The sequence below is a fragment of the Pseudomonas sp. 24 E 13 genome (genome assembly GCF_900004715.1).
Lineage (GTDB): Bacteria > Pseudomonadota > Gammaproteobacteria > Pseudomonadales > Pseudomonadaceae > Aquipseudomonas > Aquipseudomonas orientalis_A.
Genome location: NZ_CVTO01000086.1, coordinates 44,777 through 59,278, shown reverse-complemented (window position 1 = coordinate 59,278; position 14,502 = coordinate 44,777). Strand labels below are relative to the sequence as shown.

The following is a 14,502-nucleotide window of genomic DNA, read 5'->3' as shown; positions in this document are numbered from 1 at the left end:
CCTGCTCAACCGCCAGTTTAACCCCGAGCAGATCAACCAATCATGGGTTGCTGACATCACTTATATTCGCACTCGAAGCGGCTGGCTGTACTTGGCGGCTGTCATGGATTTGTATTCACGCAAGATCGTAGGCTGGTCCATGGCTCCGCATATGCGCGCAGAGTTGGTGTGCAGTGCTATGCAACTAGCCATCACACAGAGACAGCCTAAACCGGGTCTGATCGCGCACTCAGATCGGGGCAGCCAGTATGCAGGCGCTACTTACCAAGCCATGCTGACACGACATGGCTTGCGCTGCAGCATGAGCCGCAAGGGCAACTGCTGGGACAACGCAGTCATGGAACGTTTCTTCTTGAACCTGAAGATGGAGCGTGTTTGGAGGAAGGACTATGCCAATCATGATGAAGCAATCAGGGACGTCACGGATTACATTGTGCGGTTCTACAATGAACGACGAATGCATTCATCGTTAGACTATTTGCCGCCCAATCAGTACGAGCGGCAAACAGCCTGAAAACACCGATTGAGGTGTCCGGAAAAAGTTGACCACCTCACTAATAGATATGTGGCTGATACACCGCTATCGGGGGCAAGCCCCCTCCCACATTTGCTCAGCGGCGCCTGTTAGATCGCGGTCCCAATCAAGGACCGATCAGTCCCTATTTGGGACCGCTTTAAAATTCCGGCGAAGGACTGACTTGCTCCAGCGCTCTATCGACCAGCAACTGACCCAACTCTGCCATCTGCTGAATTCCAAGCATGATGGCGCGCTGAGAGGTGTCCAGATCGAAGGCCAGGGTGCAGGTGAGCGCGTTGAGGGAGGACAGGGTTTCGCTGGCGTTGACCAGCAGGGTTGCGGTGTTTTGGTGAGGGTTTACGGTGAAGAGGTTGGATGAGGAGGAGTTCGACATAGTATGCGGTTCCTGAATGTCTCATTAAGGAACGCCTTTGGTTCTAGGCGTTTGGTGCGCCTAAACAGGTTTCTCGGACTTGCACGTCCGTGTCACCGTTTTTTGCGATGACGGGACGAAGACTAGGCGTGCGGACTTCTCACGACAAGTTCATGCATGGCCCAAAATCTTGCAGGAAAAATCCGAAGCCCCAGCCACACTGATCGTTCCCACGCTCTGCGTGGGAATGCCGCCTGGGACGCTCCGCGTCCCGCCAGTCAGCATCAAGGGTGACGCAGAGCGTCACGGGATGCATTCCCACGCGGAGCGTGGGAACGCTCCGTCTTCGTAGGGATCAGGCCAGGCCGGACTCGGCCAGCAGCGCTTCAAGCCCCATCAGGTCCGGCACCTTCGCCACATGCTCGCCCACCTGCACCGCCGCCAGTTCCAGCGGGCACAGCGGTACGTCCACGTAGCTCAATTCGCTGTCGAGTTTGTACGAGCGCGGAATGCCCTGGATCACCACTGCGATGAACTTAAGCGTCGGCCGTCCGCCCAAGGCGTTCAACACCACGATCCTGGAGCGTTCGCCGGTCACGCTGGCTTCGCCGCACACGGCTTCGAAGCTGATCAAGGGTATGTGCCGATCCCGCCAGGTGACTTGGCGCAGGTACCACGGCGGTGCATCGCTGGCCGGTTCGCCGCGCTGGAAGTCGATCAGTTCGGCCACCGCGACATTCGGCAGGATCAGGTGACGATCAGCCAACGGCAGCAACAGCCCGGTGAGTTGGCTCGCGCGGTGGTCAAGCATGGGACTTGCTCCAGTAAGCGATGCTCTCGAGCAATACCGACTCCTGGTACGGCTTGCCGAGGTAGTCGTTGACGCCGATGGCCATGGCGCGGTCGCGGTGTTTCTGGCCGGTGCGCGAGGTGATCATGATGATCGGCAGGCGCATCAGGCGCGGGTCGTTGCGCACCTGGATCGCCACTTCAAAACCGTCCATGCGCGGCATTTCGATGTCGAGCAGCATCAGGTCCGGGGTGTGTTCTTCGAGCAGGGCGAGGGCGTCGATGCCGTCCTTGGCGGTCAGCACGTTCATGCCGTTGCGCTCCAGCAGGCGGCTGGTGACTTTGCGCACGGTGACCGAATCGTCCACCACCAGCACCAGCAGCGGGCGCTTTTTCAGCGGGTCGTTGAGGGTCAGTGGCGTGTCCACCGACTGCGCCGGCAACGCCGGTGGCCGCGCGCGGATGTGCGCCAACAGGTCGATAATCAGCACCACGCGCCCATCGCCCAGGATCGTCGCACCGGACAAGCCCTGCACCCCGGCAAACTGCGGTCCCAGGCCCTTGACCACGATCTCGCGCGTCCCCGCCATGGCATCCACATGCACCGCCACATGCCGCTCGTTGCACTGCATCAGCAACACCGGCACCGGCTGGTACTGGCCGAGCAGCCTGGGGCGACTGACGGTGTGCAACAGGTCGCCGAGGTAAAACAGTTCGTAGCGTTGGCCGGCGTATTCATAGCGCGGCGGGTCCTGCTGGTAGTGCCCCGCCAATTCATGGGGCAGCACACGCACCAGGCCCTCAATGGTATTGAGCGCAATCGCGTATTGATCGTCCGCGCATTGCACCATCAGGGCCCGATTTACCGACACGGTAAACGGCAGGCGAATCCTGAAATGCACACCCACGCCCGGGATCGAGTCGATCACCATCGAACCGCCGAGCTGGCGCACTTCCTCATGCACCACGTCCATGCCCACGCCGCGTCCGGAAATCTGGGTGATCTTTTCCGCGGTGGAAAACCCCGGTTGCAGGATGAACTGCAGCACGTCGCGGTCGCTGATCTCTTGATCGGGGTCGAGCAGGCCGCGCTTGATCGCCTTGCGGCGCACGGCTTCAAGGGGCACACCGGCGCCGTCGTCGCGCATGTCGAAGACGATATCGCCGCCTTCGTGGGTCAGGTCCAAGGTGATGCGGCCCTTCTCTGGCTTGCCCGCCTGCAGGCGCACCTCGCGGGACTCAAGACCATGGTCGACGGCGTTGCGCAGCATGTGTTCCAACGGCGCCGCCATACGCTCCAGCACGTTGCGGTCCATCTCGCCCTCGGCATTGCCGATCACGAATTCCACGTCCTTGCCCAGCTCATCGGCCACCTGGCGCACGATGCGCTTGAGGCGCGGCAGCATGCGCTCGAACGGCACCATGCGCGTGCGCATCAGGCCTTCCTGCAATTGGGTGTTGATGCGCGCCTGTTGCTGCAACAGGTCGTGGGCGTCCTGGTTGCGGCGTTCGAGGGTTTCCTTGAGGTCGAGCAAGTCGGAGGCGGATTCGGACAGCGCGCGGGACAATTGCTGCAATTGCGAATGGCGGTCCATTTCCAGCGGGTCGAACTCTTCGTAGCCCAGGCGCTCGGCCTCGGCCTGCTGGCGACTGAAAAGACCGCTCTGGGTTTCGCTGTCGAGGCGGCGCAGTTGATCGCGCATGCGCTCGATGGTGGTTTCCACTTCCGTGAGCGCGGTGCGCGCATCGTTGACCTGCTGCTCGATACGGCCACGGAAGATCGAGGTTTCGCCGGCCAGGTTGACCAGGTCGTCGAGCAGTTCGGCGGAGATCTTCACCATGTCGGCAGCCGGATCGACCACCGTCTCCGCCTTACCCGCCGGCAACGCCACCGGCACCACCGGCTCTTCGCCCGGGTGCACCAGGCTCTTGATGCGCTCGATCAGCTTGTCCACCGAGCCCACCGGCAAGCCGTCCGCCACGGCGTCGATCATCTGCGCCAGGCGGTCATGGCAACCCTGCAACAGCGCGAACAGTTCGGGCGACGGCGCCAGCAGCCCGGCGGACAGCCCCTCGTAGAGAAACTCCAGCTCGTGGGCCAGGTCGCCAATCGGGCCGATCTCGACCATGCGTGCGCCACCCTTGAGGGTGTGCAGGTCACGCAGCAGGGTTTCGACCTCCTGGCGGTTGCCGGGCTCGGCCTGCCAGCGCAGCAATGCACTGCCTGAACTGTCGAGAATATCGGCTGCTTCCTCGAGGAAAATATCCAGCAGCTCGGGGTCGGCGCCCGAGGGTTGCGGCGCTGCAACCGGGGCCGTCGGCAGACTGCTCTGGCGCAGTTCGCGCAACCTGGCGACCAGCTCGACACTGTCGCTCAACGGCTGCTGCCCGTGCAGCTCGTCAAGTTGCAAGGCCAGACGTTCATGACTGGCCATCAGTGCCTGGGACAGCTCGGTGGAGTAGCTGTAGCGACGGTCCACCAGGCCTTCATAGACGCATTCGAGCTCCTGGGCCAGATCGCCCACCGCGTCGATTTCGGCCATGCGCGCGCCGCCCTTGAGGGTGTGCAAGTCGCGCTGCAACGAGGACAACGGCGCCATGCCCTCGGGCTCCAGCAACCAGCGCTTGAGGGACTGCCCGGCGCTGTCGAGGATATCCACGGCCTCTTCAAGGAAGATGTCGACGATCTCGTCGTCCATCGCGGTGTGCCGGCTCAGTTGCTCGGTCGCCGCGCCCAGCTCGGCGATGCGCGGGGCGCGGTTGCCGTCACGTGTGATCAGGCCGGTGGCGGACGGATCGAGGGCGTCATCGAGCAATTCGCGCAGGGCCTGGACCCGTGCCGGCGCCGGGCTGATTTCCTGCCCGGCTGCCAGTTGGTCGAGCATGGTGATCAACGCTTCATGGGCCTGCTCGGCCTCATGGAAAAACCGTTCGCTGACCGCCAGGCTGCTCTCTTCCACCGCGCCATACAGGTCGAGCAAGGCTTCGCACAATTGATCGATAGGGTGCAGATCGGCGAGGTGCGCGCCCTCGCCCAGGGTGGTCAGTTCGTCCAGCAGCGCGGTGAGCTCCTGGCGCTCGCCGGGGTGTTGCTGCCAGCGACGCAGCAGGCTTTCGGCGTCGAGCAGGATGTCCATGCCCCGGGCCAGGAAGTTGGTGATCAGGTGCGGATCGCGCTTGACGTGCGGGCCGGTGCCGGGGCCGTTGAGCAGTGCTTCAAGCTGTTGGTCCAACAGGCTTTGGGTGCGCTTGATCAAGTCCGCCGCGCCCTTGATTGGCGCCAGGGGATGGCTGTCCAGTTCACGCAGCCCGCGCTGGAACACGCTTTCGGCTTCCAGCAGCAACTCGACTTCATCCAGGTCCAGCGGCAGGCGATGGGCCTTGTATTCGCGGGTCAGGTGGTCGAGGGGACGCGCCAGTTCGGCCATCGGCAACACGCCGGCCATGTAGGCGCTGCCCTTGAGGGTGTGCAGGGCGCGTTGCAGTTCATCACTGACCTGCAACGGCATGTGTTCGGCGGCCTGTTGCAGGAAGTGGTTGAGGCTGTCCAGATGGCTCTGGGCTTCGTTGCGGAAAATCTCCAGCAGCATCGGGTCGTGCGGCTCGACAACCGCTACCTGGGCGCCGCTGGCGCACCCGTGGGCGCGGGCAGCGAGGGCGTCGACCTCATCGCGCTGACGCTGTTGGCCGGTGGCGAAGTCGGCGATCAGCTCCGGCAGCAGCGCCACCGCCTCATCCAGCACCTGCCGCACCTCGGGACCGATCGCCACGCTGCGCTCCAGCACGCGGTTGAGCAGGTTTTCCACGGCCCAGGCCAGTTCGGCCACGACCAGGGCGCGGACCATGCGACCGCTGCCTTTCAAGGTGTGGAAGGCACGGCGCATTTCGCCCTGGGCGGTTTTGTCCGCGCAGTCGGGCAAGTAACGGTGCAGCACCTGAAGGACTTCATCGGTCTCTTCGAGGAAGACTTCACGCAACTCGTCGTCAATCGGCGCTTCATCGCGGGGAGGCGGCAGCAGACTGCCCGGACGTTGCAGCGCCGGCGGGTTGAGGCGCGAGGTGGGGCTGGCCAGCGCATCGAACCGGGATTGGCTTGGCGCGGTATCGCCGGACAAGACACCCTCGGGTGCAGCCAATGCCTGGCGCCAGGGTTTTTCCTGCGGCAGATAGCCCAGCTCGCTCAGGGCCTGAGTGGCCAGTTCCAGGACTTTTTCGCCCGCAGCGTCGGGGTCCTGGAGCATGCGTTCCAGGTAGTATTCAAGGCTGCTGATCACGTCGGCAAAGCGCGCCAACTGCGCCTCAGCGGGCGCGGTGTCATTGACCATCAGTTGCTCATCAACATAATCGGTACACCCGCGCATCAGGCTCGCCGCGCGCGGCAGTGGAATCATCGCCAGGGCGCCGCGCACCTGGCTCAACAGCTCAGGCAGGGATTCCAGGCGCTGGCGGTCCCAGTCGGCCTCGATGCAGTCGATCACCAATTCCTTGGCCTGGCGCAGGCACTGACAGGATTCGCGGATCACCAATTGGTGGATCTGGGTCAGGTCGGTGGTCGGCAGGCGGCTGTCTTCACGGCTTTGCGGTTCGACGGTGCCGACCATTCCGGCCAGCGTGGCCTCGACGTAGAGCAACGCCCCGGCGACGTCCATCAATACGGCGTCACTGGGTTCGCGTTGCCCCTGGACCAGGCTCAATACCACGGCAAGCTGGTCGATGATGACTTTGCGCGGCTGGCCGAAACCGAGCACCGCCAGGGTGTCGGCGATCTGCCGCAGCGGTGCCAGCAGCGGGTCCAGGTCCTGGGAATGCTGGCGGTCGCTGCGCACGAACAGATCGAGGCGCTCCTTGACCCGTACCAGCTCTTCGCACAATGCGCCGAGTACCGAGCCCATGGCGTTGCGGTCCGGCCCGGCCAGGCGCGCACGCTCGGCATCGACCACGGCACTGTCGGGCAAGGCCTCATCCAGACCGTAGCGTTCCTTGAGACTTTGCATGCGCGGCGTCGGCCGAGTGACTTTGGCGACGTAGAACAGCAGGCTCTTGAGCAATTCATCCGGCGCCGGCTGGTTGATCCCGCCGATGCCCTGCGCCAGCAGGCGCTTGAGTTGCTTGCCGCTGGCCTTGAGCAGGCTGCGCAGTGCCGGGCTGTTGGCGATCACACCCGTCAGCATGCCTTCGACCAGCGCCGAGGCGACCTGCCACAGCGGCAACAACGGCGCGCCCTGGCACAGCGCTTCCAGGCGCGCGAAGACCCGCGCCATGTCTTCCAGGTTGCTCGGCCCGTGGTCCTCGCGCAGCAACCCGGCCAGGGCCTGTTGCAGCAGCGCGTGCCATTGGCGCAGTTGCGGGTGAAGGTCCGGCGGTGTGCGTTGGGCCAGTGCCTCGTCGGGCAGCGCCGCGATGGTCAACAACTGCGGGCTGAACAAGCTGGTCTCCGACAGCAGGCTTTCACCGCGGGCGCTGCGCAGGTCGTTGAGCAGCGGCAACACCACCAGCGGCAGGTCGCGACGGGCGCTGTGCACGCGGTCCAGGTACAGCGGCAATTGGCCGAGGGCCTGTTGCAGCAGGCGGATACCTTCGTCGCGCTGGCCGACGTGCCCGGCCTGCAGCGCCAGGGCCAGGGCTTCGATCTCTTCAGCCAGCAGCGCCGCGCCGTAGAACTCGACCATCTGCAGCGCGCCATGTACCTGGTGGATACCGGCCAGGCACGCCTCAATGGCGTCGCCGGTTTCAACGTAAACGTCCAGCGCCGAACGGGCCTGCTTCAGGGTTTCGGCAATATCGCCCTTGACCCATTCGAGGGCCACGTAGTCGTGCCGATCAACCATAACTGCTCCGCTTGGAATTCATGGGTTGCTGGTGTTCTTGAAACACATGGAGATTAAGTGTGGGAGGGGGCTTGCCCCCGATAGCGGTGTGTCAGGCGACCCACTTATTGACTGTCAGACCGCTATCGGGGGCAAGCCCCCTCCCACATTTGGACTGTGGTGATTTTTGGAGCTCATTTCACTCTTCGACCTGCTTGGGCGGCGGGAGCGTGAACCCCGACACCGACCGGCGCAACTGGCTGGCCATTTTCGCCAGGTTACCAATGCTTTCGGCGGTCGCCGTGGAACCCGACGACGTCTGCGTGGTGATCTGCTGAATCACATTCATCGTCAGCGAAATCTGCCCCGCCGACGAGGTCTGTTGCTGCGCCGCATTGGAAATGCTCTGGATCAGCGCCGCCAGGGTTTTCGACACGCCTTCGATCTCTTCCAGCGCCACTCCGGCGTCCTGGGCCAGCCGCGCGCCGCGCACCACTTCGGTGGTGGTCTGCTCCATGGAGATGACCGCTTCGTTGGTGTCGGCCTGGATCGCCCGCACCAGGGTTTCGATCTGCCGGGTGGCGGCCGAGGAGCGCTCGGCCAGCCGTTGCACTTCATCGGCCACCACCGCAAAACCGCGCCCGGCATCGCCGGCCATGCTCGCCTGGATAGCCGCGTTCAGGGCAAGGATGTTGGTCTGGTCGGCGATGTCGTCGATCAGGCTGACGATGTCGCCAATCTCCTGGGACGATTCACCCAGGCGCTTGATGCGCTTGGCGGTGTCCTGGATCTGTTCGCGGATGTTGTCCATGCCGTGGATGGTGTTGTGCACCACCTCGTTGCCCTTGTTGGCAATCTCCACCGAACGCTCCGCCACCGCCGAGGACTCGGCGGCGTTGGCCGACACCTGGTCGATGGACTGGGCCATCTGGTTGATCGCGGTGGAGGCTTCGGCGATCTGCTGGGCCTGATGCTCCGAGGCCTGGGCCAGGTGCATGGCGGTGGCCTGGGTGTCCTGCACCGCGCCGGCGACTTGCCCGGCGGTGAGGTTGATGGTGGCCACCAGGTCGCGCAGTTGGTCCACCGAATAGTTGATCGAGTCGGCAATGGTGCCGGTGAAGTCTTCGGTGACCGAGGCCGTGACGGTCAGGTCGCCGTCGGCCAGGTCTTCGATTTCGTCCAGCAGGCGCATGATCGCGTTCTGGTTGCGCTCGTTCTTTTCGGCGGTTTCGCGCAGCTGGCGGTTGGTCTCGCGCACCATTACCAGGCCGATCAGGATGATCGAGGCCAGCGCCAGCAGCCCCAGCGCATAGCCGCCGAGGGTATCCAGGCTGCGCCCGCCGGCCAGGTTCTCGAAGCCGGTGGCCAGGTGCGAGGCTTCATCGAGCAGGGTTTGCGACAGGTTGAAAATATTGCTCGCCGACGCGCGTACCTGAAACAACTGCGGCGAGGTTTCGAGGATTTCATCCACGGAGCCCGAGACGAATTCGAACAGTTCGGCAATTTCCCCCAGCCGCGCGCGGGCGTCAGGGTCTTCGACCTGGGTGATGCGCAGGCCGGGGTTGCCGTTGAGCATGCCATTGAGCACCACGCCAAAACGATTGGCGTCGCGACCAAAGGCATCGGCGGCCTGCACGGCGGTTTCGTCGCCGGCGAGCACGGTATTGACCGCACCCAGGATGCGCTCGGCCAGCAGTGACTGGCGCTGGGCCAGCGCCACCTGGCTTGCGGGGGCGCCGCGCTGGAGCAGGATGTCGACGACTTTTTCCGACTCTATCTGCAATTGCGGCACGGTTTCGGCGAGGGTGGCGGCCACCTGGTGCAACGACAGTACGGTCTGTTCACTGGCCAAAATGGCGTCGGTGTTTTTCAGCAGGGCTTCCCAGTCGGTCTGCACCGCGCGCATCTCGGCGCGTACGGCAGTGGGCGCGGCCGGCAGGCCGGTTTGCGGGTCGCCTTTTTTCAGGTAGCCCCAGCGCTGGGCAAAGTCGTTGCGCGCCTCGCCCAGCAGCTTGAACGCGGCCGCCTTGCCGGCGGCGGCTTCGGTGGCATTCTTGGCGATGCGCTGGGACAGCACCCGCAGTTCGCCCGCGTGGCCGATGTACTGTTTGTCGTAGGTGGACTGGGTGTTGAGGTACGCGAAGTTGGCGAACAACAGCATGATGAACACGATCAGTGCGATAAACAGCACGATGATCTGCGAGCGGCTGCGCGAGGCCGCCTGGGGCTTGGGCGGGGTCACGGTGCTCATGCGGCCACATCCATGAAGCCTGGAGCCTGGGCCAGGGCGAAGGGACTGAAGACCTGCCACTGCGGGTCGCCATCGAACTGGCCCTGTATAAACGGCGCGCCGGAGGCGGTACTCGCCATCCACGCGTCGAGTGCAAAATGTTGCATGCCCACCACCTCGTCCACCAGCAACCCGACAAACAGATCGTTGTATTCCACCACCAGCACCCGCCGCTGCTTGCGCGCCTTGGACAGTTCCCGGCCGAGAAACCCGCCCAGGTCCATCACCGGCAACAAGCGCCCGCGCAGGTTGGCCACGCCCTTGACCCAAGGCTTTACGCCAGGCATCAGGGTGCAGCGCGGCTCATGCAACACCTCGGCGACTTCGCCCATGGGCGCCACATACCAGTGCTGCCCCAGGCGAAAGCCAATCCCGCTCCAGCGTTGCAGGCGGGTTTCCTGGGACGGCAGGTCGGCGGCCAGCAGGCGGCAGCGGCGGTCAATGTCCAGCAGCAGCTCAAAGGCGGTTTGCGACTCGGTCATGATGGCGTGCCGTCAACCGGCCAGCACCTTGTTCAGCGTGGCGATCAGGGTTTCTTCGTCCACCGGCTTGGTCAGGTAATCCTTGGCACCCTGGCGCGCGCCCCAGATCTTGTCGGTTTCCTGGTCCTTGGTGGTGATGATGATAATCGGGATGCCGTTGGTTTCCGGCTCCTTGGACAACTGGCGCGTGGCCTGGAAGCCATTGAGGCCCGGCATCACGATGTCCATCAACACTGCGTCGGGCTTTTCCTGGCGGGCCAGGGCCACGCCGTCCGCGCCATTTTCGGCCTTCAAGACCTGGTGGCCATGCTTTTCCAGCATGCCGGTCAGTTTGTACATTTCAGTCGGCGAATCGTCGACGATCAGAACACGTGCCATGGTTTTCCCCACTACATTGGTCGGCGCCGGCCCTCGGGGGCGGCGTCAGTGTGCTTGTTCTACTGCGGCGAAGGCAGGCACATAGGCCTTGATCGCACCCAGCAGTTCTTCCTTGCTGAAAGGCTTGGTCAAAAACTGATCGACCCCCACGGTACGCCCCTTGGCCTTGTCGAACAGGCCGTCCCTGGAGGACAGCATGATCACCGGGATCGACTTGAACGCCGGGTTGTTCTTCACCAGCGCACAGGTCTGGTAGCCATCCAGGCGCGGCATCATGATGTCGACAAAGATAATGTGCGGGTGATGATCCACGATTCGCGCCAGGGCATCGAAACCGTCGATGGCCGTGATGACCTCGCACCCCACGTTCTTCAACAGCGTCTCGGCGGTGCGGCGGATCGTTTTCGAATCGTCGATCACCATCACTCTCAAGGCGTTGGAATGCTGTTCCATAGTTGCTCTACCATCGCCACAGCGAATCGGTTTTCGGTGTGTACTGCCTGATGTGTCAAAGGATGAGCCCCGCAGGCCTTGGAATTCAAGGGCTGCTGCGCTGTGGCAGTCTTTTTAGCACAGTCTCCGGGCGCAATCTATCGAGGCACTCGCCTGGTGGTTTTTCCTTGACCCGCAACAGCCGCAGCGCCACTCTGACGCCACTTTTATGCGCCCTATTTGCCAGAGGAAATAACCCATGAGCGTTCGCGTCGGCATTGTCATGGACCCTATTGCCAGCATCTCCTATAAAAAGGACAGCTCGCTGGCCATGCTCCTGGCCGCCCAGGCCCGCGGCTGGAGCCTGTTCTATATGGAACAGCGCGACCTTTACCAGGGCGACGGCGAGGCCCGTGCGCGGATGCGTCCGTTGCAGGTATTCGCCAACCCCGAGAAGTGGTTCGAGCTGCAGGATGAAATCGACAGCCCCCTGAGCGATCTGGACGTGATCCTGATGCGCAAGGACCCGCCGTTCGACATGGAATTCGTGTATTCCACCTACCTGCTGGAGCAGGCCGAGCGCGCCGGGGTGTTGATCGTCAACAAGCCGCAAAGCCTGCGCGACTGCAATGAAAAACTGTTCGCCACCCTCTTCCCGCAGTGCACGCCGCCGACCGTGGTCAGCCGCCGCGCCGACGTGCTGCGTGAATTCGCCGCCAAACATGGCGATGTGATCCTCAAGCCGCTGGACGGCATGGGCGGCACCTCGATCTTCCGTCACCGCGCGGGCGATCCGAACCTGTCGGTGATCCTGGAAACCCTGACCGCGCTGGGCACCCAGCAGATCATGGGCCAGGCCTACCTGCCGGCGATCAAGGACGGCGACAAGCGCATCCTGATGATCGACGGCGAGCCGGTGGATTACTGCCTGGCGCGCATCCCGGCGGCCGGCGAGACCCGTGGCAACCTGGCCGCCGGTGGCCGTGGTGAAGCGCGACCGCTGTCGGACAAGGATCGCTGGATCGCCGCCCAAGTCGGCCCGACCCTTCGCGAAAAAGGCCTGCTGTTTGTAGGACTTGACGTAATCGGTGAGAACCTCACCGAAATCAACGTCACCAGTCCGACCTGTATTCGCGAGATTGATAACGCATTTGGCACGAACATCGGCGAAATGCTGATGGCGGCCATTGAGCGCAAGCTACAAGCCAAGTGACATAGAACAGCCAGACACACACCAACATTGCGTTATCATGCGCCACCTGTGAAACGCGCGATGTTGGTTTTTTTGTCATGACGCTCCCGTCCGATCTGCCCCCCGAACTCTCCCACAGCGGCGTGCGCCCGGCTGATCGGCTCGGATTTACCCTGTTCCTGGCGGCGCTGGTTCACCTTGCACTGATTCTCGGCGTGGGTTTCACCTTGGTCGAACCCAAACAGATCACCAAGACCCTGGAAATCACGCTCGCCACCTTCAAGAGCGATAAAAAGCCCGAGAAGGCCGACTTTCTCGCCCAGGAAAACCAGCAAGGCAGCGGCACCCTCGACAAGAAAGCCGTACCCAAGACCACAGAAGTGGCGCCGTTCCAGGACAACAAGGTCAACAAAGTCACCCCGCCACCGGCCGCCAGGCCGGAAGTCAAACAGGCGACGCCCAAGGCTGCCGTGACCACCGTCGCGCCCAAGCCGCAAAAAGCCCCGACCCAGCGCGAAAAGACCAAAACCGAGCCCAACCCCGAGCCCGTCAAGCCTGCGCCGACATTCGACAGCTCGACGCTGTCCGACGAAATTTCCAGCCTGGAAGCCGAACTGGCCCACGAACAACAGCTCTACGCCAAACGCCCGCGCATCTACCGCTTGAACGCCGCCTCGACCATGCGCGACAAAGGCGCCTGGTATAAAGATGAATGGCGCAAGAAGGTCGAGCGCATCGGCAACCTCAACTATCCGGAAGAGGCACGCCGCCAGCAGATCTACGGCAATCTGCGCCTGCTGGTGTCGATCAACCGCGACGGTTCGCTCTATGAAGTGCAGGTGCTGGAGTCATCCGGCCAGCCCCTGCTGGACCAGGCCGCCCAGCGCATCGTGCGCCTGGCCGCACCCTTTGCGCCCTTTACCGGCGATTTGAACGACGTGGACCGCCTGGAAATCATCCGTACCTGGAAATTCGCCAGGGGCGATCGGCTGTCCAGCAACTGACTCCGGCACTTTCCTTCACTGTAGGAGCGAGCTTGCTCGCGAAAAACGCATAGGCGGCGCGGACTACCTGATAGCACTGCGTCATCGTTAACGACCTTCGCGAGCAAGCTCGCTCCTACAGAAAAGCAGACGGCGCTCTATTCGGGTCACGCTCAGCTTGTCAGTTCGCCCCTCCAACGCCACACTAGCGGACATGAAAAATGTCAGCCCGACCTACCTCAAGCACCATTTCCTGATCGCCATGCCCCACATGGCCGACCCGAACTTTGCGCAGACCTTGACCTACATCGTCGAGCACACGGCCAATGGTGCCATGGGGTTGGTGGTGAACCGCCCGCAGGAGCTGAACCTGGCCGATATCCTCGAGCAACTGCGCCCGGAAATCGACCCTCCCGCCAGTTGCCAGGGCGTGCCGATCTATATCGGCGGGCCGGTGCAGACCGATCGCGGTTTCGTGCTGCACCCCACCGGGCCGAAATTCCAGGCCACGGTGGACCTTGAGGGCGTATCCCTGTCCACATCCCAGGACGTGTTGTTCGCGATTGCCGACGGCGTCGGCCCTGAACAAAGTGTGATCACCCTGGGATACGCCGGTTGGGAGGCCGGGCAACTGGAGGCCGAACTGGCCAGCAATGCCTGGCTGACCTGCCCTTTCGACGCCGACATCCTGTTCAACACCGCCAGCGAACTGCGCCTGGAAGCCGCCGCCGCCAAGCTGCGGGTCAACCTCAGCCTGTTGACCAGCCAGGCGGGGCACGCCTGATGGCCTTGCGTTTGATTCTCGGGTTTGACTACGGCACCAAGCAGATCGGCGTGGCAGTCGGCCAGGTCATTACCGGCCAGGCCCGCGAGCTGTGCACATTGAAGGCCCAGAACGGCGTGCCGGACTGGAACCAGGTCGAAGCGCTGATCAAGGAATGGAAGCCCGATGCAGTGGTGGTCGGCCTGCCCTTGAACATGGACGGCACGCCCAGCGACATGTGCCTGCGCGCCGAAAAATTCGCCCGCCGCCTCAACGGCCGCTACAACCTGCCCTTCTATACCCACGATGAACGCCTGACCACCTTTGAAGCCAAGGGCGAACGACGCGACCGTGGCGGACAGAAAGGCAGCTACCGCGACAACCCCGTGGATGCCATCGCCGCCGCCCTGTTGTTGCAGGGCTGGCTGGATGAAAACACCGCTTTATTTGAATCCTGACTGACGCGGCTTGTTGCTATGCCGCTTTTGCAGGAGCG

The 14,502-nt window shown here is 63.1% G+C and carries 12 protein-coding genes; 5 read left to right on the top strand and 7 right to left on the bottom strand.

The genetic code is table 11. The features are described from left to right. Positions 1 to 514: IS3 family transposase (locus tag BFP90_RS05225; protein ID WP_065895938.1), on the top strand; the 514-nt coding region annotated here is incomplete at its 5' end. Between the two features lie 160 nt (positions 515 to 674). On the opposite strand, the gene BFP90_RS05220 is transcribed toward BFP90_RS05225, so the two are convergent. The 7 genes from BFP90_RS05220 to pilG all read right to left on the bottom strand — a co-directional run bounded on the left by BFP90_RS05220 (position 675) and on the right by pilG (position 11,089). Further along, complete coding sequence (locus tag BFP90_RS05220) at positions 675 to 911, bottom strand: DUF6124 family protein (RefSeq protein WP_065896147.1); 237 nt, start codon at positions 909 to 911, stop codon at positions 675 to 677. Positions 912 to 1,245: 334 nt separating this feature from the next. Further along, positions 1,246 to 1,701, bottom strand: coding sequence for a chemotaxis protein CheW (locus BFP90_RS05215; RefSeq protein WP_065891566.1), 456 nt, complete (start codon positions 1,699 to 1,701; stop codon positions 1,246 to 1,248). Further along, a complete protein-coding gene (locus BFP90_RS05210) occupies positions 1,694 to 7,507 on the bottom strand; it encodes an Hpt domain-containing protein (RefSeq protein ID WP_065896146.1) in 5,814 nt (1,937 codons plus the stop codon). The genes BFP90_RS05215 and BFP90_RS05210 overlap by 8 nt, the downstream gene beginning before the upstream one ends. 178 nt (positions 7,508 to 7,685) lie before the next feature. Beyond that, positions 7,686 to 9,737: a methyl-accepting chemotaxis protein gene (locus BFP90_RS05205; RefSeq protein WP_065891568.1), complete on the bottom strand. Its 2,052-nt coding sequence runs from the start codon at positions 9,735 to 9,737 to the stop codon at positions 7,686 to 7,688. After that, complete coding sequence (locus BFP90_RS05200) at positions 9,734 to 10,258, bottom strand: chemotaxis protein CheW (RefSeq protein WP_065885362.1); 525 nt, start codon at positions 10,256 to 10,258, stop codon at positions 9,734 to 9,736. Before BFP90_RS05200 ends, BFP90_RS05205 begins: the two co-directional genes overlap by 4 nt. A 12-nt stretch (positions 10,259 to 10,270) precedes the next feature. Next, complete coding sequence (gene pilH, locus BFP90_RS05195; protein ID WP_014720320.1) at positions 10,271 to 10,636, bottom strand: twitching motility response regulator PilH; 366 nt, start codon at positions 10,634 to 10,636, stop codon at positions 10,271 to 10,273. 45 nt (positions 10,637 to 10,681) lie between these two features. Further along, entirely contained in the window at positions 10,682 to 11,089 is a 408-nt protein-coding gene (gene pilG / locus BFP90_RS05190) for a twitching motility response regulator PilG (RefSeq protein ID WP_065885361.1), read from the bottom strand. A gap of 238 nt (positions 11,090 to 11,327) precedes the next feature. Here pilG and gshB point away from each other — a divergent pair, with 238 nt between their 5' ends. The 4 genes from gshB to ruvX all read left to right on the top strand — a co-directional run bounded on the left by gshB (position 11,328) and on the right by ruvX (position 14,464). After that, a complete protein-coding gene (gene gshB, locus BFP90_RS05185; protein ID WP_065896145.1) occupies positions 11,328 to 12,281 on the top strand; it encodes a glutathione synthase in 954 nt (317 codons plus the stop codon). A gap of 77 nt (positions 12,282 to 12,358) precedes the next feature. After that, the gene (locus BFP90_RS05180; RefSeq protein WP_065885359.1) at positions 12,359 to 13,264 is read left to right on the top strand and encodes an energy transducer TonB; all 906 of its coding nucleotides are present in this window, start codon (positions 12,359 to 12,361) and stop codon (positions 13,262 to 13,264) included. A 193-nt stretch (positions 13,265 to 13,457) separates the two neighbouring features. Beyond that, positions 13,458 to 14,027, top strand: a complete 570-nt coding sequence (locus BFP90_RS05175) for a YqgE/AlgH family protein (RefSeq protein WP_065891570.1) — start codon at positions 13,458 to 13,460, stop codon at positions 14,025 to 14,027. Next, positions 14,027 to 14,464 carry a Holliday junction resolvase RuvX gene (gene ruvX, locus BFP90_RS05170; RefSeq protein ID WP_003195067.1) on the top strand — a complete coding sequence of 146 codons (438 nt, stop codon included), beginning with the start codon at positions 14,027 to 14,029 and terminating at the stop codon, positions 14,462 to 14,464. Before BFP90_RS05175 ends, ruvX begins: the two co-directional genes overlap by 1 nt. Positions 14,465 to 14,502: the final 38 nt, after the last annotated feature.

Bases quoted from the DNA above. Each gene is read 5' to 3' on its own strand.
- BFP90_RS05220 (WP_065896147.1), bottom strand. From the start codon at position 911: ATGTCGAACTCCTCCTCATCCAACCTCTTCACCGTAAACCCTCACCAA.
- BFP90_RS05215 (WP_065891566.1), bottom strand. From the start codon at position 1,701: ATGCTTGACCACCGCGCGAGCCAACTCACCGGGCTGTTGCTGCCGTTG.
- BFP90_RS05210 (WP_065896146.1), bottom strand. From the start codon at position 7,507: ATGGTTGATCGGCACGACTACGTGGCCCTCGAATGGGTCAAGGGCGAT.
- BFP90_RS05205 (WP_065891568.1), bottom strand. From the start codon at position 9,737: ATGAGCACCGTGACCCCGCCCAAGCCCCAGGCGGCCTCGCGCAGCCGC.
- BFP90_RS05200 (WP_065885362.1), bottom strand. From the start codon at position 10,258: ATGACCGAGTCGCAAACCGCCTTTGAGCTGCTGCTGGACATTGACCGC.
- pilH (WP_014720320.1), bottom strand. From the start codon at position 10,636: ATGGCACGTGTTCTGATCGTCGACGATTCGCCGACTGAAATGTACAAA.
- pilG (WP_065885361.1), bottom strand. From the start codon at position 11,089: ATGGAACAGCATTCCAACGCCTTGAGAGTGATGGTGATCGACGATTCG.
- gshB (WP_065896145.1), top strand. From the start codon at position 11,328: ATGAGCGTTCGCGTCGGCATTGTCATGGACCCTATTGCCAGCATCTCC.
- BFP90_RS05180 (WP_065885359.1), top strand. From the start codon at position 12,359: ATGACGCTCCCGTCCGATCTGCCCCCCGAACTCTCCCACAGCGGCGTG.
- BFP90_RS05175 (WP_065891570.1), top strand. From the start codon at position 13,458: ATGAAAAATGTCAGCCCGACCTACCTCAAGCACCATTTCCTGATCGCC.
- ruvX (WP_003195067.1), top strand. From the start codon at position 14,027: ATGGCCTTGCGTTTGATTCTCGGGTTTGACTACGGCACCAAGCAGATC.